This window comes from Sporosarcina thermotolerans, assembly GCF_042658975.1.
In the GTDB taxonomy this organism is placed as follows: domain Bacteria; phylum Bacillota; class Bacilli; order Bacillales_A; family Planococcaceae; genus Sporosarcina; species Sporosarcina thermotolerans.
This window is the reverse complement of record NZ_JBHSRM010000027.1, coordinates 39,793-65,088: the sequence shown is the minus strand read 5'-3', so window position 1 is coordinate 65,088 and position 25,296 is coordinate 39,793. Positions and strand designations below refer to the sequence as shown.

At 36.7% G+C, this 25,296-nt stretch carries 31 protein-coding genes and 2 pseudogenes; 21 read left to right on the top strand and 12 right to left on the bottom strand.

Features of this window, described 5'->3' with window-relative positions; translation table 11 throughout:
• Positions 1–63 precede the first annotated feature (63 nt).
• A complete protein-coding gene (locus tag ACFPZG_RS17445) occupies positions 64–294 on the top strand; it encodes a hexameric tyrosine-coordinated heme protein (protein WP_283734265.1) in 231 nt (76 codons plus the stop codon).
• Between the two features lie 148 nt (positions 295–442).
• Here the strand turns inward: ACFPZG_RS17445 and ACFPZG_RS17440 are convergent, their stop codons facing one another.
• From ACFPZG_RS17440 to ACFPZG_RS17410, 7 genes and pseudogenes are all read right to left on the bottom strand, one after another.
• Entirely contained in the window at positions 443–841 is a 399-nt protein-coding gene (locus ACFPZG_RS17440) for a hypothetical protein (protein WP_283734266.1), read from the bottom strand.
• 401 nt (positions 842–1,242) lie between these two features.
• Positions 1,243–1,716 (bottom strand): annotated as a pseudogene (locus tag ACFPZG_RS17435) (hypothetical protein); the annotation flags it as partial.
• A 965-nt stretch (positions 1,717–2,681) separates the two neighbouring features.
• Entirely contained in the window at positions 2,682–3,170 is a 489-nt protein-coding gene (locus ACFPZG_RS17430) for a GNAT family N-acetyltransferase (RefSeq protein ID WP_283734267.1), read from the bottom strand.
• 93 nt (positions 3,171–3,263) lie between these two features.
• On the bottom strand, positions 3,264–3,950 hold the full coding sequence (locus tag ACFPZG_RS17425; protein WP_283734268.1) for a metal-dependent hydrolase: 687 nt from the start codon (positions 3,948–3,950) through the stop codon (positions 3,264–3,266).
• Between the two features lie 118 nt (positions 3,951–4,068).
• Positions 4,069–4,527: an NUDIX domain-containing protein gene (locus ACFPZG_RS17420; RefSeq protein WP_283734269.1), complete on the bottom strand. Its 459-nt coding sequence runs from the start codon at positions 4,525–4,527 to the stop codon at positions 4,069–4,071.
• 141 nt (positions 4,528–4,668) lie between these two features.
• The gene (locus ACFPZG_RS17415; protein ID WP_283734270.1) at positions 4,669–5,088 is read right to left on the bottom strand and encodes a GNAT family N-acetyltransferase; all 420 of its coding nucleotides are present in this window, start codon (positions 5,086–5,088) and stop codon (positions 4,669–4,671) included.
• A 463-nt stretch (positions 5,089–5,551) separates the two neighbouring features.
• Positions 5,552–7,561 carry an alpha/beta fold hydrolase gene (locus ACFPZG_RS17410; protein WP_317941314.1) on the bottom strand — a complete coding sequence of 670 codons (2,010 nt, stop codon included), beginning with the start codon at positions 7,559–7,561 and terminating at the stop codon, positions 5,552–5,554.
• 212 nt (positions 7,562–7,773) lie between these two features.
• Between ACFPZG_RS17410 and ACFPZG_RS17405 the strand changes: the two genes are divergently transcribed.
• Both ACFPZG_RS17405 and ACFPZG_RS17400 read left to right on the top strand, forming a co-directional pair.
• A complete protein-coding gene (locus ACFPZG_RS17405; protein ID WP_317941313.1) occupies positions 7,774–8,268 on the top strand; it encodes a hypothetical protein in 495 nt (164 codons plus the stop codon).
• Positions 8,269–8,318: 50 nt separating this feature from the next.
• Positions 8,319–8,468 carry a hypothetical protein gene (locus ACFPZG_RS17400; protein WP_381428205.1) on the top strand — a complete coding sequence of 50 codons (150 nt, stop codon included), beginning with the start codon at positions 8,319–8,321 and terminating at the stop codon, positions 8,466–8,468.
• A gap of 121 nt (positions 8,469–8,589) precedes the next feature.
• On the opposite strand, the gene ACFPZG_RS17395 is transcribed toward ACFPZG_RS17400, so the two are convergent.
• Positions 8,590–8,805 (bottom strand): hypothetical protein, encoded by a 216-nt coding sequence (locus ACFPZG_RS17395; RefSeq protein WP_283734273.1) that lies wholly within the window; start codon positions 8,803–8,805, stop codon positions 8,590–8,592.
• Positions 8,806–9,295: 490 nt separating this feature from the next.
• Here ACFPZG_RS17395 and ACFPZG_RS17390 point away from each other — a divergent pair, with 490 nt between their 5' ends.
• The 3 genes from ACFPZG_RS17390 to ACFPZG_RS17380 all read left to right on the top strand — a co-directional run bounded on the left by ACFPZG_RS17390 (position 9,296) and on the right by ACFPZG_RS17380 (position 11,235).
• The gene (locus ACFPZG_RS17390) at positions 9,296–9,979 is read left to right on the top strand and encodes a hypothetical protein (RefSeq protein WP_283734274.1); all 684 of its coding nucleotides are present in this window, start codon (positions 9,296–9,298) and stop codon (positions 9,977–9,979) included.
• A 99-nt stretch (positions 9,980–10,078) separates the two neighbouring features.
• On the top strand, positions 10,079–10,657 hold the full coding sequence (locus ACFPZG_RS17385; protein ID WP_283734275.1) for a GNAT family N-acetyltransferase: 579 nt from the start codon (positions 10,079–10,081) through the stop codon (positions 10,655–10,657).
• Between the two features lie 44 nt (positions 10,658–10,701).
• Complete coding sequence (locus ACFPZG_RS17380; RefSeq protein WP_283734276.1) at positions 10,702–11,235, top strand: DUF3267 domain-containing protein; 534 nt, start codon at positions 10,702–10,704, stop codon at positions 11,233–11,235.
• 92 nt (positions 11,236–11,327) lie between these two features.
• Here ACFPZG_RS17380 and ACFPZG_RS17375 read toward each other — a convergent pair whose 3' ends face one another.
• Complete coding sequence (locus ACFPZG_RS17375; protein ID WP_317941312.1) at positions 11,328–11,861, bottom strand: HAD-IIIA family hydrolase; 534 nt, start codon at positions 11,859–11,861, stop codon at positions 11,328–11,330.
• A gap of 133 nt (positions 11,862–11,994) precedes the next feature.
• Between ACFPZG_RS17375 and ACFPZG_RS17370 the strand changes: the two genes are divergently transcribed.
• The 5 genes from ACFPZG_RS17370 (at position 11,995) to ACFPZG_RS17350 (ending at position 14,902) form a co-directional block, all read left to right on the top strand.
• On the top strand, positions 11,995–12,366 hold the full coding sequence (locus tag ACFPZG_RS17370; protein ID WP_283734277.1) for a hypothetical protein: 372 nt from the start codon (positions 11,995–11,997) through the stop codon (positions 12,364–12,366).
• 53 nt (positions 12,367–12,419) lie between these two features.
• A complete protein-coding gene (locus ACFPZG_RS17365; RefSeq protein ID WP_283734278.1) occupies positions 12,420–12,860 on the top strand; it encodes a hypothetical protein in 441 nt (146 codons plus the stop codon).
• Positions 12,861–13,032: 172 nt separating this feature from the next.
• A complete protein-coding gene (locus tag ACFPZG_RS17360) occupies positions 13,033–13,689 on the top strand; it encodes a hypothetical protein (RefSeq protein WP_283734279.1) in 657 nt (218 codons plus the stop codon).
• 131 nt (positions 13,690–13,820) lie between these two features.
• Positions 13,821–14,300 carry a hypothetical protein gene (locus ACFPZG_RS17355; RefSeq protein WP_283734280.1) on the top strand — a complete coding sequence of 160 codons (480 nt, stop codon included), beginning with the start codon at positions 13,821–13,823 and terminating at the stop codon, positions 14,298–14,300.
• Positions 14,301–14,572: 272 nt separating this feature from the next.
• Positions 14,573–14,902, top strand: a complete 330-nt coding sequence (locus ACFPZG_RS17350) for a hypothetical protein (RefSeq protein ID WP_283734281.1) — start codon at positions 14,573–14,575, stop codon at positions 14,900–14,902.
• Positions 14,903–15,170: 268 nt separating this feature from the next.
• On the opposite strand, the gene ACFPZG_RS17345 is transcribed toward ACFPZG_RS17350, so the two are convergent.
• Both ACFPZG_RS17345 and ACFPZG_RS17340 read right to left on the bottom strand, forming a co-directional pair.
• Positions 15,171–16,049, bottom strand: coding sequence for an Rpn family recombination-promoting nuclease/putative transposase (locus ACFPZG_RS17345; protein WP_381428198.1), 879 nt, complete (start codon positions 16,047–16,049; stop codon positions 15,171–15,173).
• Between the two features lie 237 nt (positions 16,050–16,286).
• Positions 16,287–16,823 (bottom strand): HAD-IIIA family hydrolase, encoded by a 537-nt coding sequence (locus tag ACFPZG_RS17340; protein WP_283734598.1) that lies wholly within the window; start codon positions 16,821–16,823, stop codon positions 16,287–16,289.
• Positions 16,824–16,950: 127 nt separating this feature from the next.
• Here ACFPZG_RS17340 and ACFPZG_RS17335 point away from each other — a divergent pair, with 127 nt between their 5' ends.
• The 7 genes from ACFPZG_RS17335 to ACFPZG_RS17305 all read left to right on the top strand — a co-directional run bounded on the left by ACFPZG_RS17335 (position 16,951) and on the right by ACFPZG_RS17305 (position 20,312).
• On the top strand, positions 16,951–17,322 hold the full coding sequence (locus ACFPZG_RS17335) for a hypothetical protein (protein ID WP_283734284.1): 372 nt from the start codon (positions 16,951–16,953) through the stop codon (positions 17,320–17,322).
• 92 nt (positions 17,323–17,414) lie between these two features.
• Positions 17,415–17,963: a GrpB family protein gene (locus ACFPZG_RS17330; protein ID WP_283734285.1), complete on the top strand. Its 549-nt coding sequence runs from the start codon at positions 17,415–17,417 to the stop codon at positions 17,961–17,963.
• A gap of 274 nt (positions 17,964–18,237) precedes the next feature.
• Positions 18,238–18,444 (top strand): helix-turn-helix transcriptional regulator, encoded by a 207-nt coding sequence (locus ACFPZG_RS17325; RefSeq protein ID WP_283734286.1) that lies wholly within the window; start codon positions 18,238–18,240, stop codon positions 18,442–18,444.
• Positions 18,441–18,923: a hypothetical protein gene (locus ACFPZG_RS17320; protein WP_283734287.1), complete on the top strand. Its 483-nt coding sequence runs from the start codon at positions 18,441–18,443 to the stop codon at positions 18,921–18,923. The genes ACFPZG_RS17325 and ACFPZG_RS17320 overlap by 4 nt, the downstream gene beginning before the upstream one ends.
• 43 nt (positions 18,924–18,966) lie before the next feature.
• Entirely contained in the window at positions 18,967–19,368 is a 402-nt protein-coding gene (locus ACFPZG_RS17315) for a DUF4304 domain-containing protein (protein WP_283734288.1), read from the top strand.
• Between the two features lie 157 nt (positions 19,369–19,525).
• Positions 19,526–19,906, top strand: a complete 381-nt coding sequence (locus ACFPZG_RS17310) for a hypothetical protein (RefSeq protein ID WP_317941310.1) — start codon at positions 19,526–19,528, stop codon at positions 19,904–19,906.
• Positions 19,907–20,129: 223 nt separating this feature from the next.
• Positions 20,130–20,312, top strand: a complete 183-nt coding sequence (locus tag ACFPZG_RS17305; protein WP_283734289.1) for a hypothetical protein — start codon at positions 20,130–20,132, stop codon at positions 20,310–20,312.
• A 180-nt stretch (positions 20,313–20,492) separates the two neighbouring features.
• On the opposite strand, the gene ACFPZG_RS17300 is transcribed toward ACFPZG_RS17305, so the two are convergent.
• A complete protein-coding gene (locus ACFPZG_RS17300; RefSeq protein ID WP_317941309.1) occupies positions 20,493–22,538 on the bottom strand; it encodes a S9 family peptidase in 2,046 nt (681 codons plus the stop codon).
• Positions 22,539–22,914: 376 nt separating this feature from the next.
• Between ACFPZG_RS17300 and ACFPZG_RS17295 the strand changes: the two are divergent.
• From ACFPZG_RS17295 to ACFPZG_RS17285, 3 genes and pseudogenes are all read left to right on the top strand, one after another.
• Positions 22,915–23,034, top strand: a pseudogene (locus ACFPZG_RS17295) (nucleosidase); the annotation flags it as partial.
• A gap of 154 nt (positions 23,035–23,188) precedes the next feature.
• Positions 23,189–23,791 carry a GNAT family N-acetyltransferase gene (locus tag ACFPZG_RS17290; protein ID WP_283734291.1) on the top strand — a complete coding sequence of 201 codons (603 nt, stop codon included), beginning with the start codon at positions 23,189–23,191 and terminating at the stop codon, positions 23,789–23,791.
• Positions 23,792–24,681: 890 nt separating this feature from the next.
• Positions 24,682–25,167, top strand: a complete 486-nt coding sequence (locus tag ACFPZG_RS17285; RefSeq protein ID WP_317941319.1) for a GNAT family N-acetyltransferase — start codon at positions 24,682–24,684, stop codon at positions 25,165–25,167.
• Positions 25,168–25,296 lie beyond the last annotated feature (129 nt).

The window sequence follows — 25,296 nt, the reverse complement described above, 5'->3', positions numbered from 1 at the left end:
AAAACAATCAATCATCGGTTTGCATACGATAACATTAGAATCTGTGCAAAGGAAGTGAAAGACATGCCGAACGACCAGCTGCAAACGCTGCGCACAAAAAATCCGGAAGAAGGTTATCAATTAGCAGTTAAGCTTGCGCAAAAGGGGATAGTACTTACACAACCTTCTGAAGAAATCAGAAAAATGTTGCGTCCTGTTTATTCAACAAATGCGGATAGCTTAATAGCAACCTCACAAGTTGTCGCCATACATTTCCAAACTGTTGCTTTTGCCAATAACTATTGGAATCAGTAAATAGTAAGTGTTTGTTAAGAAAGCTATTTAAAAAATAAATAAAAGATTTATAGATAATAAACAGCCATTGGAATTTTGCTATTCAGTGCACCCCAAAAGTTAGAGTCAAATCTAACTTTTAGGGTGCACTTCACATTCACGGCAGGATTCAGTAATCGGCTTCCCAATACCGATCCTGTTTCATGTCGTCCACGATTCGTTCGAAAAAAGGAATCATGTCCCCAGATTTTTCCCTCCAATGAAAAATAACATGTAAGGCGGCATTTGAATCTCCGGTACCATGGCTTGTACACGGGTAAACGATAGTCTGATAGGGAGTGTGTTCCTTCCCAAAGTATACACTCTTGCGATGGAGCACCTTAACAATCCAATGGGTTCCATAGGCGTATTCCGTTCCAAAGCCGTCTTTGTGAACCATGTCGCTCTTACCTATCTCGACGATTTCGTATGCTATACACTTTTCCCCCTTACGCTTTTGCGCCTGCCTTTGTGCTTGCCGCAAGAGGTGATATCGAGTACCCACCTTCTTCTTTTGCCTTTTATTCATGCTAATTCACCCCTAAATGGTTATCGCTTATTCAATGTATGGATTTAGAAGGGAATGGTTTCGGATTAATTTCTTGATGGTGATAGGGAAGGGATGTTGTTGTGAAGGTACCTGTGCACCACACAATCGTGAATATTCATCAAAAATGTATAAAATGTAATTGTGAATGGCTTACTTATGGTCCTTTCGTAATCATTTGTTGTATAATTACCCATAACGGTGAATTGTCATAAAAGCATCGCGCACAGGTACCTTTACAATTAAAACTGTCAAGATATATATAGTATCGGGACTAAAGCCAAGCTAGGGAACCTATAACGCTAATTTATTCGATGCGAAAGTTGAGTAATTATTAATAACTACTTTCTCACTAAATATTTGTTTTTAACATGATCCCTTCTTCAATTAGTCTGCACAGCCGTAATTTTGCAAATTGAAATTGCAATTCTAAATATATCAGCATTTATTGGTAAAGTTCCTAACACTATGCCAAGACCCGTTTGTTCCACGTTAAAATTCATTGCAATAGAACCATTACTTACTAAAATATTCACTGTAGAACCAATAAGTGTATTCAGCAATTGTCTAATTGGTCGTTCACGACAATCACATTCGCACCCAGAATTAACAGGGGGCAACAAGTTGATAGTAGGTCCTGGTGGTAAAAATGCCACCGCTATTATATCAGATATATTTACCACATAGGTATTCACTCCATCTGTCACAGTAACTAAAAAATCATTCACTTTAGTAATAGTGACTAAATAAAAGAAAGGAAGTGTATTTGGTTGGTCTGCAATAGTGGCAAGAATTACACTTTGCCCAACAAGTTGTTGTAAGACGGACTGAAGTGGAGAAACACAACAGTCACAAAGACTCAAACAAGGTGGGTTTTCAGGAGGACAGCCACTATTAAGTGCTGTGTAAGTAACCGGTGGGCAACATCCGAAAGTTTCTATTTTAGCGATTTTCTTTTTTTCGGACATAATTTCACCTCCTCATTTCTTTTATAATATGTGTTTAAGAAATAATAGATTGTGTTAAAAACCTACACAAGTTCTTATTGAACAAACCTGCCCCGTTAGTTGAAGAACGTCATTTCATAATCTTCAATATATTTTAACATAGATTTCTCTTCTTCCTTCTATATCTATCGTTCCAAAATCCAATCAGCAAGTGATTAAACAAGCGAATTAGCAAAGGCACATAAATTTATGTGCTCTTGTTAATCCCTGTGCTAATTGCGGTTCCAGTTCGTCTATATAAATCTTCTAAACGTTGAAATAACAACAAAAATGGGGACATCAATTCATATGCGAATTGTGTCCCCAAATGCTGTGTTATTTATTGTTTTCTCCCTATCAACCGAACCCGTTACCCTCAAAGGTTGGCTTTTTACGTTGTTCTATTTCCTGTATTTCTGTCATTTTGAATATATAAATGAAGATAGTGGTATTTCACCATTCCCCTATGTGCCAAAAGAAAAAAGCAACCACCCTCCGCTAACGACCAAGTAAGCAGGGTAGTTACTTTCTGTAAAAAAATCCTTATTACTGGCCAACCGCTCTTCATGCGGAATGTCAGTTGCATTGACCGGATATTAGAGCATCTGGTCTTTTCTTAATATATGCTCATTTTACCTCAACCAAACGGAGTTTGCATATTTTTACTTAATTCATTCATCTTCAGGACCTAACATTCTTTACCCTGAAGGCCATCACCTAACAATCTATATGCATACTATTTATAGAACATCTCAACAATGGCGGCATGCAAAAATCAAAGGGTTAAAACTGTATATATTTTCACGCTAAAATATCGTATAAAGCGTCGTAGTTAATTAAACCTTAAATGTTTGAATTAGACATAGCTCATCATCAATTAGGTCTTGTCTTTCTTGAATTTCAATATTTAATCCATTATAAACTTTTTTCCAAAATGCAACCGCTCGCTTATTTTCAACAACTTGCATGACAAAATATTGCCCTGGTTTATCTTCAAGAAATTTTCTTACAACCTGCACAGCCAATCCTTTACCTTTGTACTTATTAAGTATGAACAAGTCATTTATTCCAAAATCATTGCTTTTTTTCAAGAATGGACGCTCTAATAGTAATATAAAACCGATAATTTTATCATCCAACATTATAAAATAGGGCGATAATCCATCTACTTCCCAGAATTTATCCAATTCCTCAAAATGAAAAACACCATCTTCTGCAATATCCAAATTCGTGGTGAAATTCGAAAGCTCGTGAAGATACAATGAGTAAAAGTTACGCAAGATAGATTTTTCCGATTCCAAAACTTCTTGAAGTTTAACAGTCATCGTACAATACCCCTTAACTTTTTTCTATATTATAGCATATGAACAGCCGTAATTTTAAAATATTCGGACAATATAACTTGGAGATGAAAAGTATTAATCGTTCCACTCATTTTCTCTTTCTATCTGAATATCCGTTCCAAAAATAGGAGAAGACCCACTAATAGAATGTTTATTTGTTCTAATTATGAATTCCCACCTATAATCCCATCTTGGATAAACCAACAGTAACGTAATGTCATCCTCTTTATACTCGCTTTTTAATGTTTGTTGAAGTTGTATTTTTGAATAGGTTAATACACCAAGATATAATGCCACTATTAATAATGATGATAAAATCACTAACTTTCCTTTCCGATAAAAAACTGCGATTATTGTTGCTATCGAAAGAATATATATAAATAGATCATCTTGAATTACGTGAAAATCATACTCTTTTGTAATAAATGGATAAAATAATGCTACTCCATTCCCTATGAAATCAATAAATATATGGCTTAAAACAGAGAATGATAGCACAAGCCACAATTTAACAACTGATATCTCCAAAAAAAGTTTTCTTGTTATTAACATTATGACCAGTCCTAAAACCAGAACTAAAAATAATGAATGTCCATATAAATCACCAAAAAACTTTGTTATGTCTGGTGTAATTCCAGCGATACCACCTGTAAGCAAAATCAAAATTACCTTAGGCATTGAATTATTATATTTATTAAGTAGTAAATATGTAATACAAGCTCCAACGGAAAAATGAAGTATTTCATGAATGATATGACCCATTATCTGACCTCCTTTTGGTTGATATAATTTCTTTTAATATTTCAACACCCTTCAACTAACCTGCTCCGTTGTTCAATAAGAAGAAATGAGTTGACTATGCCCCTAAGAAAAGTGAAGCTTATTCAGCCAAACAAGACCATTCCATTTTTGATTGATTAACTGACCCTATAAACAATGATTTTTGATCAGGATTATTTAAAAAGTGTTTAAGCATATGATTTACGGTCAAAGGCATTTTTAAGTTTAAAACTTTCGAATGGTCTATCCAATGCAGAACACCTTCATCTGTGTTTATTAAATTCTTCTTTGATGTATTTCCGAAATAAATATAGTGTTGGCGAATTTCATCCTCGCTTCTACGCATTAATATATAACGAAGTTTAAATTGTTCTATTTCATTCCTTCTAATTCCTGTCTCTTCGAAAATCTCCCTTAAACAAGACTCTTCAGGACTATTATGTTCATTAGCTTCCACATGTCCACCAATTCCAGTCCATAAATTAGATGCTAATGCTCTATCTTTGGATCGTTTCAACATCAAAATTTTATTGCCATGAAAAAGATAAGCTCCAGTCATTATTCGCATTCTTATCATATACACCCGACCTTATGTTTCAGTTTAGTTTTGTAACAAACTCCTTATTCAAACTAAATGCCACGTTAGTTAAAAAGCTTTACTCCTTATAGAAGGAAAGCACCCGTTCATGGAAGACCAAAACTATGTTGATTTAAAGTAAATTATCTCTGGATCTCCGTCGTCTAAATTTTCAACATATCCACTTTGTATAAATCCATTTTCTTTAAATACTTCCTGCATTCTTTTATTTGATTGATTGGTTGAAGAGAATATTTTCTTAGTAGGCGATATGCTTATAAAATAATCTATAAGGCAGGTTGCATATCCTTTTCTTCTTTCAGTCGGTTTAACTATTATCAGGGATATAAAACTACAATCAAAAAAATGAATATCATAGATTAAAAATCCTACAAATGAGAACTCGTTTTTAATAGCTATACATCTTTCTTCCTCAATAGCTTTTTTTATGTATTTTCGTCTGCCATCACTACCAATTACTTCTCTATCGATATTCACTATTTCATCTAAATCGCTTAATTGAGATTTAATCAAAGATACCATATCAAAGTTCCCCTTATTGAAAATTGACTTTGTCAAACATTTCCTTGTTCAACAAACCTGCCCCGTTAGTTGAAGGGCATCATTTCAAAATCTTTAATTTATTTTAGCATAGTTTCCTCATATTCCTTCAAAAAAATATTCATTCAAATATCCAATTAGCAAGTGTTTAAACAATCGAATTAACAAAGCATATAAATTTATGCACTGGTGCTAATTCCTGTGCCAATTGTTGTGCCAATTCGACCATAAAAAGCATCCGAATGTTGATATAACAACAAAAACAGGGACACCAATTCATATGCGAACTGTGTCCCAAAATACTGTTTTTTTTAATGTTTTCTTCCCAACAACCGAACCCGTTACTCAAGAGGGGTGGCTTTTTACGTTGTTGATAATTTATTATCTTTGGTATCTGGTTCAAAATGAATTCTTCTTTTGTTTCTGAACCATACAAACCTTCACGCTAAAATATCGTATAAAGTGTAGTATTAGCGACCGTTACCATTGTCATTAGCAATGTATTAATAAAAGCTGCTACATATACATTCCCCGTTTTCCTATAGAGATAACGATTGAATATGGCGGCTATGATTAATACAGGCACAAGACCGATTACAATAATGGAGGAGAGTGATTCACTTGGATATCCCGCTGTTCCTGTTGTGAATAATAATCCATATTGATAGATCAGGTACAGAACCAAGCCACCCACGAAATGCAGAATAGAAATTAGATAGCCTTTTATTCCGTCATACTTTGCACCGGCTGTATTGATATTCACCGTCATCCCTATGATGAAGTAGAAAATGAAGAAAAGGGGTGCGTATTTAAGCATGGCGATTAAGTGATGAAGCTCGAATGTTTTAACCGCAAATGTCCAAAGTCGGAAGTCGACCTTGAAAACTGCATCAACCGCATACAGGACACCATAGCCGATCGCAACTGTTACAACAGCTGTTACGAATGAAGCCACAATCGATTTTATGTTCACCTTTACTCCGTAGTTCTCGATCGTCGCGCCTGCAGGTTTCTTAGAAACAAAGTGATAGCAAACCGTGACCAAAAGCATTACAATCGCCACATTTATTGCCCAATAGACAATCGAATTCACAACCGGTGCTCCGAAATTCTCGGTTGTCGCAAAGAATCTACTTTGCTCTCTTAAAATAATATATTGAATACCGCTTAAAACAAATAAAACAAAGGAACCTGTTTTGATATTCCTATCTAATTTTCTGATCCAGGAGAGAATGAAAACAATAGCCGATAGTACGATAAAGATCATACTTATTTGCCGTAACAATCTCATTCCTGAAACATCGCCACCATACAATGCGGAGAAGAACAGGGCAGGGTACAATCCAACAAATACAATGATTAAATATCTTGCGAGTTTTGACCCATTTGTTGCCGGTTCAGGCAGTAGGGCTGGCTTTTTAGTGTAAATCCAAGCGAAGAATGGCAGTTTGGATAATAACGATGTAACTGGTACTACAAGCATGAAGAACCCAATCAATGCGATAAATGAAGCAAACTCTTTAAACATCCATGACTGTCCATCCTTGCCAACCTTCACAAGGTCGTTATAATCCGCAAATGCCATATCATAAAAACCGATTGCATATGCGGTCGACTGTTTCGAAAAATGGTTCCATGGATGCGTCTCATTTGGTTGATAGATTACTCTTTTGCCACCATTAACATCGTAAAACTCCCCGGTTTTAGAAGTCTCAGGATTACCAAGGAATCCTTGGCCCTCCTCCGTTCCAACATAATTCTTCTTTACAACTGTACCACCTGCCGACGCACCAAAGAAGAATTCGTCATACTGCGCAGCAACCATGCCAGATGTTCTTGGGCCATAAGAATTGTTAATATCCTCCGCGCTATATCCTAACGTCTTCACCCATTGATAATCGGATCCCATGGTCAGTGAACTATAAATCTTCCGAACTCCTGATTCCTGAAAATCACCTTCATCCAACATGACAGCATGAGTAGAAGAAAAACCACCCATGGAGTGACCCGAAACCGCGATAATCCCATTTCCATTTTCATCTTTCAATACATAATCCTGTTCATACATATATTGAACAGCATCATAGATAGCATGTGGCCAAAACGAGAAAAACGGTATCGGCTTTTCCATCGTCCCTGTCGAATGGCCATGATCGTATTGATCCAACGCCAACACGACATACCCTCTCTTCGACATCTCAATCGCCTGGGCATCTTGCATTTCAGCAGAGTTCAAATAGCCATGCGTTGTGATAAGTGTCGGTTTAGGGTGCTGAGCGGCATCCTTCGGTTTATACAAAAGACCCGAAAGTTCTCCTCTTGGCGTTTCGAAATAAATTCTTGATACATCCACGTCTCCAGCGGAACTGTTAAACTGTGAGGCCGTTATACTACCGATTAAAATTAACACCAAGGAAATTACTGCCCAAACGACCGGTTTCTTTAGGCTTTTCATAATACCCCCCCATTGGTTTAATATATTTCGGGTATAGAAATAAACCCAATAGAGTATACGCTGTCATAAATTCAACTATGCAATGAGTCAGTTGACTTGGAAGGGGTTTTCTATCTGTTCGATGCAGCCTAACATCTTTTACCCTTTAAGACGTCACCTAATAATGTATTTGCATACTATGTATAGAACATCTCAATGATGGAGGTATGCAATTGACAAACTTTCTATCTTTTACCGGTAGAGTGATGGGGATCGAGAATTTTCCGATCATGACAAACGATCCAAATGTAGGCTGTTACAAATTATTTACATTGACAGACATGGACGGTTCGACTGTAAATTTTGTTGTTGGGCCTGCCACTTATTTTGTTAGACATGAGAAAGTGAGGGTCGGTGATATTGTAACAGGATATTACGATGCGAATGCGCCAGCGCCGTTAATATACCCTCCTCAGTATCCGGCGATCGTGATGGCGAAGGTCCACAGTGATTACCTTGTAACAGTGAGTTTCTTTAACAGCCAATTACTAAGCAGCGACGGCACTTTACAATTAAATCCATCGAGGCAAACAGAAATCGTTCTCGAAAACGGCCAAGATTTCAACGGAAATATAGGAAACCGAGATCTGATAGTCATCTATAGTACTTCTACAAGAAGCATTCCAGCTCAAACAACACCCTCTACAATAATCGTTATTTGTTATTGAAAACATATTTGAAAGAGCCAACCGCATTAAAGCAGTTGGCTCTTATTTAGGTGAGGTTCTCATTCAGACCATCAAACTATAAATCAAAAACTCCATTGAATTTAGCGGATATTAAATCACACGCAGCTATTCTTGACATGGACTGGGTGAATGAAAACTACGACCGAATTCGAAATGAGTGGAAGGATAAGATAAAGTAAATTAATTTGACCCTTTTCGAGTCTACTGACTTGGAGAGGGTTTTTTAGGTGCATGCCTATATTCATTTTCCCGCACTCTTTGATTTTTAGGTATAGAAAAAGCACTCAAAGATTTGAGTGCTTAATAAATAGTAGTCTTTGTCTCTTTATAATAGTTTAGAATGACCGCGTACTTGTTTTCACCGCACCATAGAACCTGATGGATTTCGACTTCTTGAGTTCCTTTTTCTCTTTTGCAGTTCCATACAATTCCCTCTATACCAGATTTTACACTCAGAATGCAGGACCCTAAAGTGAATTCTCCGATATACTGTCCCTTTGTTAATGTAGATATCATTTATCACACCCCCACTGAGACCATTCGCCAAGAAAGGTGAAAATCCTTCAAGCAAAAAACAACCTGTAGGATGCTCGTTATTGTTTCATAAACTCTGTTTTCACCAATATCTTCCTACACCCAATATTTGATGTCTTAGAACCTTCATCCGCAAAGAAAAAAGTAACCACCCACCGCTGACTGGCAAGAAAGCAGGGTAGTTACTCTTTTTTTAACACTAACTATTCGCTCTTGGCCAACCGCTCTTCATGCGGATGTCAGTTGCGCTAACCGGATGTCACAGCATCCGGACTTTTCTTATTATATGTTTAGTTTACCGCAATCAAACAGATATTTCATGTTATTAATTTGGGTACCTAATTTCTGCACAGGCACCAAAGAAGCATGAAGGGTGGAATTAAATAAATATCGATTGACAGTGTTCGAATGTTCAATAAATAATAGAATAGGATGTTAGAGAGTCATTACTTCAAATGAAGGCTGTGAATAAATGCGTGATTGTGAAATCAATGTCGATCAAGCTGTGGAAAATAATATCGCCTGGTGCAAATTGATTTGTGAAGCATATGGCAAGCGCTCAGACACAACAGAAAAGGTATGGGCCCTTACTTCGGAAGCACCTACATACTATCCAGAATTGATTACTATGAATAGAAAAACCAAAGACACGGATATTCTTGAATTCTTGAATCTAAATCATATCAGCAGCGTTAAAGATAGCTATGCAACACTTCAATTGGCGTCTTATGGATATCAAATGCTATTTGAAGCTGAATGGATCTGCTATCCCACCTTGAATGAATATAAACCAGACCAATATGAGTGGAATATCGTCCGTACCGAGAAGGAATTTGAACATTGGAAGAACCTAACAGGGTTGGAAATACCCTCAAGACTGTTAGAAATAGACGGAGTGAATTTTTTCTTCATAGATTGTCCGTCTAAATTCGCGGCTTTTATTGTAAATAAAGCAGCAAACGTTATCGGGATATCCAATGTCTTTTCAAGCGACATGGACATCACCGGCCTGTGGCGTTCAATCCCTCAAGCGGTATCCAAAGAATTTCCCGGCGTCCCACTTGTTGGGTATGAACAGGGCGAATCCCTCTCGGCTGCACATGCATCCGGTTGGACTTCAATTGGCCCGCTTCGTGTTTGGATAAAGTTTAGGTAAGCAATCATCATCTTGTAGTGAAGAGGAAGAAAACAGGAGGCTATATAATTGGGGAATGAAGTGGAGATTCAAGCAGCAATAGAACAGGGGAAAAGAGAGGTGTGGGATAGCAATTTATTTACGATAGATTGCGGTGAAATCATACTGAGAGAGTTTACAAGTGACGATGTGGATCATATTTTTGAAATCACGTCACAACCTGAAGTTTATGAGTTTCTGCCAGATTGGCGATCCACAAAAGAGCAACGGTTAAACTGGCTGACAAATTATGAGATTCCAGCCAATAAAGAGTTCCTTGCAGCCGTACCTATGATCGGCAACCAGAATTATTTGAAACTGGGAATTATATTAAAAGAAACTGGTGAATTCATAGGTTTCTGTACGACAGGCATTAAAGAAGAGCTGAGTGAACCAAACCGGGAAATTGCTTATGCGATTTCAAAACAGTATAGAAATCGTGGATACACAACAACAGCAGTAAAAGGGTTAGTGAACTTTTTGTTTCAGTATACAGATGTAGATCGACTTAATACAGTTGTTCTCCCCCGCAATGGAAGCTCAAATAAAGTTAGTCAAAAATGTGGCTTTCGTTTGAATGGAGAGACCGAAATTGAAGGACAAATACATTTTCATTACACCCTTACCAAAGAAGAGTGGAAAAGAATAAATAGCTTTTAGGCTAAGAGGGGTGAAATTAGTTCATAGGAAAGGTAGGAACAGTAATGATATTGTGGTTTCGGCATTTGCCACAGCGAAATCTGAATTTGCATGAATGGAAACCTTTCATTGAAAATGAATCGTTTCGAAAACATTACATGAAGTTTATATACCTGTTAATGGTTACTTTTTTTTCGGTTCCTTATTGGCTTATCAAGGCAAGTTTCACTCAGATGACATACTTTCCAGTACTGTTAATTATTATTGCGGTTTTTGTAATTCATGAAGCTCTTCATATTCTTGTCATATACAGGAAAGGCGATATAAGCTTGACGATTAAAGGAGTCCATTTTTGGCTCAATACAAATGCAATTCTATCTAAAATGAGATTTTGGATCTTCATGAGCTTGCCTTTTATCGGATTATCAGTACTGCCGGCCATAGCTTCGTTTTTTGTGTTAGGTGAAATTAAAGAACTCCTTTTATTCATCAGTTGGTTTAATTTAATAATTTCAGCATCCGATATTGTGAATTCAATATTGATTTTAGCAAAACCAAATAACTCGGTGTTTTGCAGAGGCTTCTACCAAGTGAAGTGAATAGTAAACACAATAAGGAAGAGAAGAAGAACGACATTGACCCTTTTCAAGTCTATTGATTTGGAGAGGGTTTTTTAGGTGCATAGAAGTATTCATGCCAACAACCAATTTACTGCTTCATTCAAATCCTCTGCAATCAAATCAGGTGTAACATCTTTCCATCTACCAAAAAACTCTCCATTTATGTATTTGTTATACGCATCCTTCCCACTCCCTGTTTTCACCAATATCTTCTTACACCCAACTTCATCCGCAGCCAACAAATCAGTCCACCTGTCTCCAATGACTACACTTCGCTGCAGATTCAAGTTATTCTCTTTAGCGGCTGTAAGTAGCATTTCAGGTGAAGGCTTTCTACAAGTACATCTATCTGTAGACCTGTGCGGACAAAGGTAAATCTTATCGAAGCCGAAACTGATGAGCTCTTCTTCGAAACTTTGATAGGTTGCTTCGCCCTTTGATATACCTGGTTGGTTCGTGAATGAACAAATTAAGATCCCTGCTTTTTTCAGTTTCTGAATCGAATCTGCAACACCAGGGAACAGCGTAAACTCCTTAGGATAAATAACACTGTCACTGCCCCCGATAGTTCCATCCCTATCTAAAAATACTGCTTGAATGCTCAAGATTAATTACCTTTATTCATGTATCATTACATCATTCTCTAAATGGTAAGGGAAATCCTTGTGTTTTGATAAATGTGAAACTTTATTTGTTTAATTCTGTCTAATTATTTTATAGAGGGAGGGAGGTGCTTCTTTGAAAAGGTTGCCACTGTTATTGATAGCTGGGGTTTTCACTTTGTTTTTCGTTAGTGGATGTTCCTCTAAAAACAATCAAAAAGTAGTTGTTTACGAAATGGAAAGTTTTTCGGATATCAAAAAAGATTCATTGACCTCCTTTACAGACCCCGAAGTTGTTAATGATTTTGTGAAAGCGTTCAACAACGCAGTAAAAATGATAGGTATAGTTAATATGGCCGATCCTGAGTATAAAGTTGAAATTGGTGAAGAATCCTATTTTCTTTGGATAAATGAAGAAAGAGGCACGATAATGAATTTAAACGATACTCATACCATTTATACCCTTTCAAAAAGTTCAGCAAAAAAAATTAATGAGTTATTGAACTAACGTGGCAGTTTAGTGGAATAGGTTGTCTTTAGAAACAATGAGGGGGGAAGTATATGAAAAAGGTTTTAATTTCTTTATTAGCAGTAGTTGTGTTAGTAACCGGGATTTATTTTGTATTTAACCATACACCACCTAAACCAACTATAACTATTGAAAATAATACAGTAGAAGTGGCACAAGGTTCTTATTGTTGGGGTGGGCTTATTAAGGGGCAATGTGTTGATATGATTTCCCCACCGGAACTTATTAAACATCACGAACTTAAACCTGTTGCAGTATCTCCTGGAGCTGAATTGAAAATAAAATTTAATCGTAAACCACAAGAAAATACGTTGGTCGCATCTATATGGTTTAGTAACGATGAAGTAGAAAATGTCCCATTAAATGACGATGTAATATTAGTACCAAAAGAAAAAGGCGTTTATATTTATAGTGTTTCCGCACGTTGGGAAAAGGGAAGTTCGAGTTATGTTTTTGTAATTGAAGTTAAGTAAGTCTTTTTTCACTAACGGGGCAGTTTAGTGTTTTTAGTGACATATCTTTTATTCGGTGTAGAATCTATTAGTGAAAAAATGAACAATCACCATTCCTCACTGAACATCATCATCTTCTCTTTTATAGCTGGCAGTGCAGCAAGCATTAAAATGAATGAAGGAGGAAAATATTGTGAAGACAAGCGCTTTCATAATCGTTATTATCCTTACCGTAGTCACTGTGCTTAGTGGATGTATGGAATTAAAGAACAATGTAGTTGTATCTAATGAAGAGGAGATTCCTGAGGATATAACTGAACAAGCTAATGAGCAAATCAATGAGGAATCCAATGAACAAACCAACGAGCAAACCATCGAAAAAGAAGAAATTAATAATTTCGCATTAAGTATCAATGATACATTTATTAATCTTAAGGATTGGGATTACGAGGCAAATATAGAAGAATTATTGGGAGCACCTACTTCACAAGAAATTGAAGAAATTGAAGGAGCAGGTCAGCTTACGGGTTCCTTTATTAAGAAAATTGAGTATGACGGACTTCAGTTTGAACTTTTCTCTCCAATGCAAAATGGTAAGGAATTTTGGATAATGACTATTGACATCAGCAAAAAAGGGTACAAAACTTCTAAGGGAATTGAGATTGGAAATACCGTAGATGAAATAAAAGATGCCTATCCAAATATATCAATAGCCCTTGACGGTAGAACAGATCCTAATAACTGTACTTACGCTCTTAATAATGAAGACATTATGGATTATAGTTATTTGCAATTTGAAGTAAAAGATGGACTGGTTAGCTTTATAAAAATTTTTTACTCAATTCCATAATATTGATGAATTAGATTTCTTCATAAACTAACGGGGTAGGTTAGTAACAAGGTTTGAAACTTTTTCAAACAGAATTCGTTTGAATTTTTAATGAAGAATTTATCAGATTTGGGAATGGGGGGAATATTAGTATGACACGGAAAAAAATTATGATAATAGCTATCGTAATACTGTTCACTATTATTTCAATAAAAGTATTTAAAAAAGATTTATGGGAAGTTAATGAAGAGCTATTGAAACAAGAGGTGTTGAACATTGGAGAATCCGTAGAATCAGTGAATTTATCCAATGTAACTCCATTTGAATGGGATATAATGTATTCTTTTCACCCGTATACTTCTAAAGATACAATCTATAAAACCGTTGGCTATAAGTGGGATACTATCAGTGAATCAGTAAGTGAAGGTATGAATCAATTAGTTTTTATGAAAGATGAGAAAGTGGTTTGTTATTTATATGGATATCCTGCGAATAATGGATATGGAATTTATTTTTTTAATAGTGGAAGTGATACCAGATTAACTTCTGCTTCTATGCTTAGTTTTGATGATGATTTGAATTTTCAAGTTGAAAGACGAGATAGTATTATTTATTTAATGAAAAATGGATGACAACACTCTTCAACTAACGGTGTGCTTTACTTCAATAAGGATAGTGAAATATTCCTTAGAAAATAAAGGAAAACTTTTTATGAAAGAGCTATATCCAATGACATTAAAAAAGAAGCATGAATCCTTTGAAATGAGGAATCATGCTTTTTGAATTTTCGGGGAGTCTTAGGCACCCGAAAAAAAATATTTTCCCAATCGAGTATCCTTTTCCCCTGTTCATCTCTATATAGTTAGTGAACGGACCTATCCGATCACGAATGGGAGGAATGGATATGAATAAGGGATGGTTGAAATTACATCGGGAACTGAAGGACAAGGCGATTTGGAAGACGTCGACACCTGAACAGCAGGTAATTCTTGTGACATTGCTCATGATGGTGAACTATGAAGCAAGTGAATGGGAGTGGAGAGGGCAGAAATATGATTTACAGCCGGGACAAGTCTTGACATCCCTATCTAAACTTGCTGAAGAAAGCGGCAAATACATAACCGTGCAGAACGTTCGAACAGCTTTGAAGCGATTTGAAAAATACGGATTTCTAACAGATGAATCAACAAACAAAAACCGGCTCATGGAATTTCGAGTACCAGGTTCCCATTGAATTTCGAATTGTTTTAGAACCTGGTACCCTTCAAGAGCCAAGCACCACAAAATCTACGGTCAGCTCGCACAGCGCATCATCGACATAAGCAATAAGATGGACGTGGCGCTTTACGGCGAAGAGACGGGCCTTTCCCGGTCGTTCCGTGAGTTGAAGCGGGAGGCGGTGAAGTTTCCGTATTATGCGGGGAGTTTTTGGGGAGGTAGGGAAGGTGAAATGAAAAACGACCCTGTGCTAATTTGTTAACAGGGTCGTTGTCATCTTAGGGTCAATTATTCGCTTTACCATTGATAATCAAGTGAACCTCTTCTTTCGATAAATCTGCAAGCTTACAGATTAGATCCAAAGGAAGCGATTCATCATACATCTTTAAAACAAACTCTTTGATTGTTTGTTCCTTTCCTTGATTCTTCCCCCGAATCTCCGCCTCTTCCAACCGTGTAAGATGATCACGTAATGCAATTTCCCGACTAATGGCTAAATCGACAGTTTCCGGATCCATACTAAGTCTGCGAATTTCCTCGAAGGCTTCTTTAAAAGTGGAACTTTCCATACCGACTTCCTCCTTTGCTTTTTGGTCTCCTTTAAAAAACAACAGCCATTTTTCCAAGTCATCCATGTCGGTTACTGGTTTTTCTCCCTGTTTTCCCATTTGTAATGCGTGGATTTCCAAGTGGTTTGAGAAGATCACGCCGGACGATGGTTCTATTAATAGGAATGTACTATGAATCCCGCTTGAAGGCAACAGTTCAAAATCGGTGATGATAATCTGGATGACCTTCTTCAGCTTCGTGTAGGGATCACTGCTCTTAAACTGGGCAGTATAAGTTTTCGCCCAATAGTAAAGTACTCGCTCATTGAAAGCGGGATGCCGTTGCAGCTGTACCTCAATATTGATCCGTTCCCCACGATCTGTCGTTGCCCGCAAGTCCAAGACGGAGTATTTATCGTCATTATGTTCCTGCTTGTTCGTGGGGTCGATTACCTGTAATGACTGAATGCTCCCCCCTAAAATCGAATTGACAAAATGTAAAAGCAAACCGTTATTCCGTTCATCCGTGAAAAAGGATTTGAATACAAAATCATTTCGAAGTTCCAGTAATTCCAAATCGTATCCTGCGGACTCCTCTTTTACCAAAGCGACCAACATAGACACCCCCATATTCGTTATACAAATAATAAAATAAATGTTCGCAATAAACAAGTAAATTGATTTACTACTCAGATAACAATTTGACAGTTAGGTGGTGAGTTGGATTTCGATGTACTCATTAATACAGGGGTGATGAAACGTATTGAACGAGGAAATGATGAGCGATTCGAAAGAAGAGGATTGCGGGGGAGAACCAGGATTCCATGAGTTTTTGACCATTATGGTAAGCATTCATGCCAACAACCAATTCACCGCTTCATTCACATCCTCTGCGATGAAATCAGGAGTAACATCTTTCCACCGTCCAAAAAACTCTCCATTTATGTATTTGTTATACGCATCCATCCCGCTCCCTGTTTTCACCAATATCTTCTTACACCCAACCTCATCCGCAGCCATCAAATCAGTCCACCTGTCTCCAATGACTACACACTGCTGCAGATTCAAGTTATTCTCCTTTGCGGCTGTAAGTAGCATTTCGGGAGAAGGCTTTCTGCAAGTACATCCATCTGTAGACCTGTGCGGACAAAGGTAAATCTTATCGAAGCCGAAAACAGTGAGCTCTTCTTCAAAGCTTATAAAGGACACTTCGCCCTTTGAAATACCTGGTTGGTTTGTGAATGAATATATTAAAATCCCCGCTTTTTTCAGTTGCTTTATCGAATCAGCAACGCCGGGGAACAGCGTAAACTCCTTAGGATAAATAACACGATCACTGCCCCCAATAGTTCCATCCCTATCTAAAAATACTGCTTGAATGCGCAAGATTAATTGCCTCCATTCATGTATCATTACATCATTCTCTAAATGGGAAGGAAAATCCTTGTGGTTTGATAAATGTGAAACTTTATTTGTTTAATTTTGTCTAATTATTTAGAGGGAGGGAGGTGCTTCTTTGAAAAGGTTGTCACTGTTATTGATAGCTGGGGTTTTCACTTTGTTTTTCGTTAGTGGATGTTCCTCTAAAAACAATCAAAAAGTAGTTGTTTACGAAATGGAAAGTTTTTCGGATATCAAAAAAGATTCATTGACCTCCTTTACAGACCCCAAAGTTGTTAATGATTTTGTGAAAGCGTTCAACAACGCTGTAAAAATGCCTGGTATAGTTAATATGGCCGATCCTGAGTATAAAGTTGAAATTGGTGAAGAATGCTATTTTCTTTGGATAAATGAAGAAAGAGGCACGATAATGAATTTAAACGATACTCATACCATCTATACCCTGTCAAAAAGTTCAGCAAAAACGATTTATGAGTTATTGAACTAACGAAGCAGTTTAGTTTAAGAAGGACATTCTTTATTACTTTTAGAAGTGTAAAATGATTTTTTTAGTAATTGTGAAACGAGTGGAGGGATAAGATGTCAGTAAAAGAGAATAATCAGTCTGGTATTGAAATAGTTACATACAATGAAAAATGGGAAAAATCCTTCATATTATTAGAAGATTTCCTAAAAAAAACTTTAGGTGATTTAATAATATGTGTGGAACACGTTGGAAGCACATCAGTTAAAGGGCTTAGTGCCAAACCAATTCTAGATATAGATGTAGTAATAGAAGATTATTGTGTTTTGCCTGCTGTTATAGAAGGTCTAGAAAAGATAGGTTACTATCATCAAGAAAATTGGAATTTTGAGGGTAGAGAAGCCTTTGGAAGAAAGGATACATTTGTTCCGTGGAATGAAAAAGATACAAATTGGATTGAACATCATTTATATGTGTGCAATAAAGATAGTAAAGAACTAGCCAGACATTTAGCATTTAGAAATTATCTTCGTAACAATACAGAGGCAGTTGCTGAGTATGAACAGTTAAAGAAATATTTGGCAAAGATTGCGATAGACAGAGCAACTTACACTGAGGGTAAAACTAAATTTGTTAGTGAGATATTAGAGAGAGTTATGAAATAATGTATTTATTGTGCCTATAATAATTAATATCTTTTAGTATCTTGTTCAACTAACGGGTGCTTTAGTAAAAAAACACCGAAGTAAAATGAGCGTGGAGACATTTTCCAGCTCATTTTTTTATGTGCATTTTAAATCAACCATTATCTTTGTCATAGCGTTTATTCTCTATGAGTGTTTTATTGTATTTCATATTCCTAACACTTAAAATGTAAAAAGGGCTTTACTTTTTGTAAGAAGTTCTTTACATTTGAGATAGAGATAAAGGAGGAAAGAAATGGAGATTAAGAATCGAATAAAAGAGCTGAGGGCAAGGTCAAACCTTACGCAAAAGGACTTGTCTGAGAAAGTAGGTGTAACACGACAGACCATCATATCGTTGGAGAAAGGAACCTATGTACCATCGCTATTACTTGCGATGAATGTTGCGGATGTATTTGAGGAGCCAATAGAAAATGTCTTTTTCAAGGAGGATGGCAAGTGAAGGTCGTGATATTTGAAAGTGTTAGCAAAATCATTATTATAGGTGTATTTGCGTATGCGGTGGCATTTGCTTATGAAAACGTTTGGTTAATCGATGAATTCGATCGAGCATTGGCTGAAGGTCAATTCATGCCAGTTGACGTGGAATTTAACTTGTTCCCATTTGCATTATGTTTCCTTCTGATCCTCGTTTATATGGTGATGTCAAAGAAATTAAAACCGAGAAAGAAGTTAGATTTACTAATGAAATTTGGAGAATTTCAAGATTCAGATGAACGGGAACTACTCATCACTAATAAAGCAACCAGAGCTTCGCATGTTACCCTCTCATTGGCTGCAGTAATTGCAATGTTGGTTATGTTTGCCACTACAAATTACACTTATCATCATCCTTCTTTCCCTATCTATTTATTCGCGGCAATAATTATTGCATCAAGTGTTGCTTATGCTATAGCATGGTGTCTTGAATTTAACAAATAACAAGAGTCTGCACCGAGTAATTTGTTATCCGGAGGTTTTGATTTTGTCAGTAGAACGAGATGCAATGGTTAATTCATTGAAACAAATTGTTATCCCAACATTAAGAGATAAAAGTTTTAAAGGCTCGTTTCCACATTTTTATAGGAATTTGGAAAATCAAACGGACTTGTTAATGTTTCAGTTTAGTCAGTGGGAAGGTACTCTTTACGTAGAAATCTCAAAGTGTCCACTTAGCGGAAGGACGGGTTATAAAGAAGAACAAATACCTGTAAATAAAATTAAGGTATATCAGGTTGTTGGTAATTCTTTTAATGATAGGCATCGTATTGGAGAAGGCTTTGAATTCAGTGTTTACACTACTGAGGAAGTTGCGAAAGATATTCAAAAATCATTAGATAGAGCTGAGGTTTGGTGGAAAGAACACCCAAATTGGTGGAGTGAATAAAAATCTTAGTTTTGTATTTACTCTTCAGCTAACGGGGCGTTGATCCAAGAAGGGATTGATGTCATTTTTGTTGAACTTATTGAACTAAAAGAGCAGTTTAGTTCAACAAATATTAGAGAATAAAGCTGTAATATATCTGATTTAAGGCGGTGTTCCTTTGAAAGAAACAAACAACAGAAGCGTATGGATAGAAGCTGAAGAATGGGCTGAAGGTGAATGGAATGTTGAAGATGACAACCTTGATGTCATCGTAACTTTCTCTAACCGTTCTAAATGGATTGCGAGTTTTTTCACCTACAAAAACATACAAACATTGAGAGAGAAGAATGCAAAAACAGGGGAATGTATGAAAGGTGCGTATCTTTGGTCAAGCGATATGGTTCTAATAGATATTGTAAGTAAAGAACGAATTTATGAAGTTATTGACTACCTTATCGAAAATGATAAGTTTGAGTCTGTTTTTACTCGGTACCCAGATGTAGATGTTGAAGATGACTATTTGTATCCAGAGGGTTTCTTTAAAATGAGTATTGAATAAACATCTTTATTGAGCTAACGGGTGCTTTAGTGAAGGATCATGTGGCTGCTTAGACGGCTCTTTTTTCTTATTCAACTAACGGAGCAGTTTAGTTGAAGAAGGAATGAGGAGTTTGATTGAAGAATATACACGCCTTGTCTTAGGTATTTTGGTAATAGTGAACTTTAATTTTTCTAGTTCGTATATAAGTACCGAGATTAATATAGTTTTGGAGGTGTAAAATGTGTCTAAAGAAGTTATTTTCATCTTAGTTATAGTATCTATGGCTATATGGATTGCAGTTTCCCATGAGGCTGTAAAACCTTCAAAAGAGATAAAGTGGGGCAAAATGATAACATTATTGTCTGCAGGATCTTTATCTGCATTAGTGATAACGATTACACTTATTCAAAGCCTGCCATTTTAGTTCCGTTAACAGGTGCAAAAGTTTAATAAGAGCAACGCACAATTATGGCGTTGCTCTTATACAATTATCTGGGATTTCTTCTTAGACATCAGGATTCTATTTTAGTCATCTTTTACCTGTGTAATGTGATTCAATCAGTCTTAGAGGATTTGTTTACTTTTCTTCTATCATTCCTCAATCTCAGTCAACGACTATCTTATCCAGAATAAACGCTAAGCATGCCGATTCTTCTTTTAGCTGATTGAAACGTCCGGATGCCCCAAAGTGCCCGGCGCCCATGTTTGTTTTCAGTACAAGTGTATTGTCATCGGTCTTCTTTTCTCGAAGCCGTGCGACCCACTTGGCCGGTTCGAAATAACCGACACGGGGATCATTAAGCCCGGCTGTAACATACAGATGTGGGTACTCTTTCTTCTCCACATTATCGTAAGGACTATAAGATTTCATATAGAAATAGTCTTCCGGTTTTTGAGGATTCCCCCATTCTTCCCATTCCAATGTCGTTAATGGAATCGTATCGTCAAGCATCGTTGTTACAACGTCAACAAAAGGCACTTCCGGAACAATTACCTCAAAGAGTTCACCAGCCACGTTTGCTACAGCTCCGACAAGCAAGCCTCCCGCACTCCCGCCGCGTGCTGCTAATTGACTGGAGGTTGTATATTTCTCGTCTATGAGATAGGTCGCAGCTGCGATGAAATCGGTGAACGAGTTCCGCTTTTTCTGCATCTTTCCATCTTCATACCAGCTTCGACCCATTTCCGAACCGCCACGGATATGTGCTGTCACAAAGACAATTCCTTTATCCAAGAGCGGGATGCTGTACGGATTAAAATAAGGATCACTATTGGCGCCATAGGAACCATATCCTTCAAGAATCAATGGAGCTGGTCCAGAAAGGAAGGCATCTTTGTGGTAGACCATAATCATTGGTATATTCACGCCATCTTCTGCAGTGGCCCACACTTGTTTTTGCCGGTAGGAGGAAGGGTCATAATTTCCACTAACCGGAGCAACTTGTAGCTGCTGCTTGTTACCTGAAAATAAATCAACAGCAAAAGTTGTTCGCGGTGTAAGTAACGATTGATACTCAATCAGCACTTCTGTTGTTGTATAACTTTGATTACCGACTACAGACACCGTGTAAATCGGTTCATCCCATGCAAATTGCTCGAGTTTTCCATCGTGAAATCTCCAAATCTGTGTCATTCCTTTCTCGCGTCCAAAAATAAGCAGTGCATCACGGAAAGGGTAAACCGCTTGAAGGAAGCGTTTCCCATCGTAATTGATTACAGGCTCGCGCAAACCGGGATTATCAAGCGGACACCGCAGCAACTGGAAATTGAGTGCATTTTCATTCGTTAAGATAAGTAAATCATCTTCCCAATGTTCGACATCATAGGTGACTCCATGCTTGCGTTCATCCACGAGCTTTGGCGGGTCTTCTGGTAGATCCGTGTCTAGCAGGCGGAATTCTGTCGTTTCTGTTGAATGGGATTGAATAAAGATAAATTTTCCGCTCTGTGATGTATTAATAAATAAGGTGAATGTTGGATCGGTTTCTTCGTAAATAAGTTCATCATCAGTATTGCTTGTACTTAAACGGTGGCGCCATAGCTGATATGGCCGCTGATTTTCATCCATGATGATGTAAAAAATATATTGACCAGACCGGCTCCACTCGATACTTCCGAATAAATAGACGTTCGGAATCTGATCTTCCAAGAGACTCCCTGTTTCCAAATCTTTTATGTAGAGTGTGTAACGGTCGGATCCGTCCCGGTTTTCCAAATAGGCAAGCAGGCGGTGGTCAGCAGTAATCCGCCTCTCTGTTACATTTAAATATTCATCTTCATGTGCGAGTTCGTTGACATCGATCACAATTTCTTCCTTTGCTTTATCCAGCTGTTCCCGGTTTGCTGCAATCTTCCGCGCGAATATCGGATATTGTTTCTCTTTTTCCAATCGGGAATAATAGAAGTAAGGCCCCCGCTGGACAGGCACTCTTTCTTCTGTCTCCGGAATACGCTGTACCATACTTTCGAAGATTTCGTCGGTTTGTTCTTTCAGCGGTTCCAAGATGTGGTCATAGTATTGGTTTTCTTCTTCCAAGTAGTTGATGACATCCTTGTTGTCGCGATCTTTCAGCCAATAATAATGATCTTCCCGGATATCCCCGTGTATTCGGTGTTTATATGGAATTTGCTTTGCTGTAGGTGGTTTCATAATTTTCTCCTTTCAATTTGAAACAATAAGACTAGTAGCTATTATTAATCATACGTTAGAATTTACCTACTGTCTTGTAAAATGTGAAACTTTTGAAATAGGTGGTAGATTAGATGCTCTTGTTCGAAAACATTAAAGAATAAACGGGTGTGTATCTTCAAAGGAAGGAGAAGCGCTGCTGTCTTTTGTTGAATTAAATAAATAGGGCAGGTTTTATGTAAAATAAATTCAGGGATGAATATGTATGGAATTGTTAAATTTTAGATCTGAAGCGGGAAACAAAATAAGTAATTACAATTCATTGTTAGCTACATATTCAAAGGTGTTAAGGACTAAACGTAGAAACAGTTTAGTGAAATAAATAATAATATTTTTAAACAATGGTTTAATTGCAATTGGATGTAATTTTGATTTTGCACAAGAAGATGAACTCGCACAGGCTGATTTGGTAATAGATGACTTAATTGAACTAACAACAATATTACCTAAAATGTAAAATTGCTTTACTTCAAGAAGGAGTAAAGCATTTTTCCTTATTGAACTAACGAGGCAGGTTAGTTTAATAAGGGATTAATATTTCATGTTTTTAGAGGTAATTATTCTTTTTAATAGAACTATTAATAAAAGAACTTAAAAAAGAGGTGTCATATTTGATAAATGTTAAAGATAATCAAATAATTATTAACTTTTCTGGTAGTTTGGTATCTTTAGGACCCCTACGAAGTGATTTAGTTTCTTATTACAATCGCTGGAATAATGATTTTCAAACTACTAAAACACTTGCTTCTACAAGACCTGTTATTTTGGAGGAAGAAGTTTCGGTTTTCGAACAAGTAGCTAAATCGAGGGATTATATATTTTTTACAATTTATGAGAAAGAAACATTGCTACCAATAGGGAATACATATTTATCGGACATAGATTATAAAAACCGTAATGCTGAATTTAATATTGTTATCGGTGAAAAAGATAGTCGTGGAAAGGGCTATGGAACGGAGGTAGCACTACTTATTCTTGATTATGCTTTTAACATTTCTGGACTACACAATGTTTTTTTGAAAGTATATGAGTTTAATGAAAATGCAATTCGAGCTTATAAAAAAGCAGGGTTTGTTGAATGTGGTCGTAGAAGACAATCACACTTTATTGGAGGCCGTCTATGGGATGTTATCTTTATGGAAGCATTAGCGACTGAATTTGGGGATTCTGCAATAAATAAGGCACTATCATTCGAAGTCAAAGCTGAAGTATAATACAGAATTTTTTATTCAACTCCCATGAAAATTAAAAAACGCTCAAAATCTATAAAATTGCATAACAAAAGAGACTCAGAAAAAGCTTTTTTAAAAAAAGGCTGAGCCTTCAGATTGTATATTGAGTTGGAAGATAGATCAGGAACCAACAACTCCATTCTTCCTTGAATAAAGGCAGGCTGGTGCAATAACCAGAGTAGGATTAATCTCCCATGAGTGCTACTCATATAGAGTGCGACAGTCTGTGATGCACCGTGGTCGTTGGAGTCAGACTAACGGATGGGCTCAATGGCACCATAGTTGATCGACCTTCTTCGCCAGCCATACTAATCTATACCCGTTCTGAAACAATTTTCATCCTCTGTGGTGCAGCGTTTTTTGCTGCATGGATGGCTAACGGGGCAGTTTAGTGCAATAAAGAGATGAAGTTTTATGGTAATATCAAGGGGATAAATGAGTGTGAGATTGGGGGATTCTTCGTGTCAAATGAGATTATTGAAAAAGTAAAAAGAGGACTCGAGGGAATCGAAATGTATTTTATGAAAGGGAAATGAAGCAGCTTGTACATTTCCGTTAGAACAATCGTACATTTTATATGGTTAGAAGCAGAAATTTGGTAATGTTATTCAGAGCAATCCTCTTGTAGAGAAAATATGAGGTTATAGTATTGGAATAAGAAGGTATATCTTGAATTGTATCGAATCTATATTATTGGTTTAAAAAAGTTTGGAAATAGTGAAATGGGGCGTAATATTGGAGATTATTAATTTTCGAGATGAGTATGAAGAAGGTTGGTTACGTTGTAGAGTGTTAGCTTATTTACATACATCAATGTATGAGGATGTTGTAACGAAGAAGCCTACTTTTGAAGGTAGACCCTCTATTGAGTTATAGCAATAGAAAATGGCGAGGTTGTAGGGATTTTAGATATGATACTCGATGATGAAACACTAAAAACAACCTCATTAGGTGAGGGGTTAGGTGCTTTTTTACAAGTAATTGCTGTCCATCCAGACCATCAATACAAAGGAATTGGACAAAAATTATATGTAGAAGCCCTTACTAAACTTAAAAGCTTTAATGTGACATTTATTGAACTCTATACACGTGGGGATGAACCTGCGAATAACTTTTATAAAAAATTAGGCTTTGAAAAAAAAGTAGAGTATTACGACGTGTTTGGTATTGAAAAAGGGTTACGTTCACCAATATCGATAGAAATAAAGGATGGACGGATTTATGCACAAGATGAAAAAGGAAAGCCTTGTGATTATGTAATAACTGAAGGGATTTATGAGGTTTATACGTTAGAAGCGATAGATAAAATTGAATATGACCGTTATTATCCATCGATAGGCTATTATAAGCAGTTATAAGAACAAATTAAGACGTAAACGATATCGATGTAATTGAATGGTATAAATTAAAAGGTAACGAACTACCTGAATTCTACTTAAAATTACTAAAAAAATGAAAGTCATTGTGAATTCTTGCACTTAAACTAT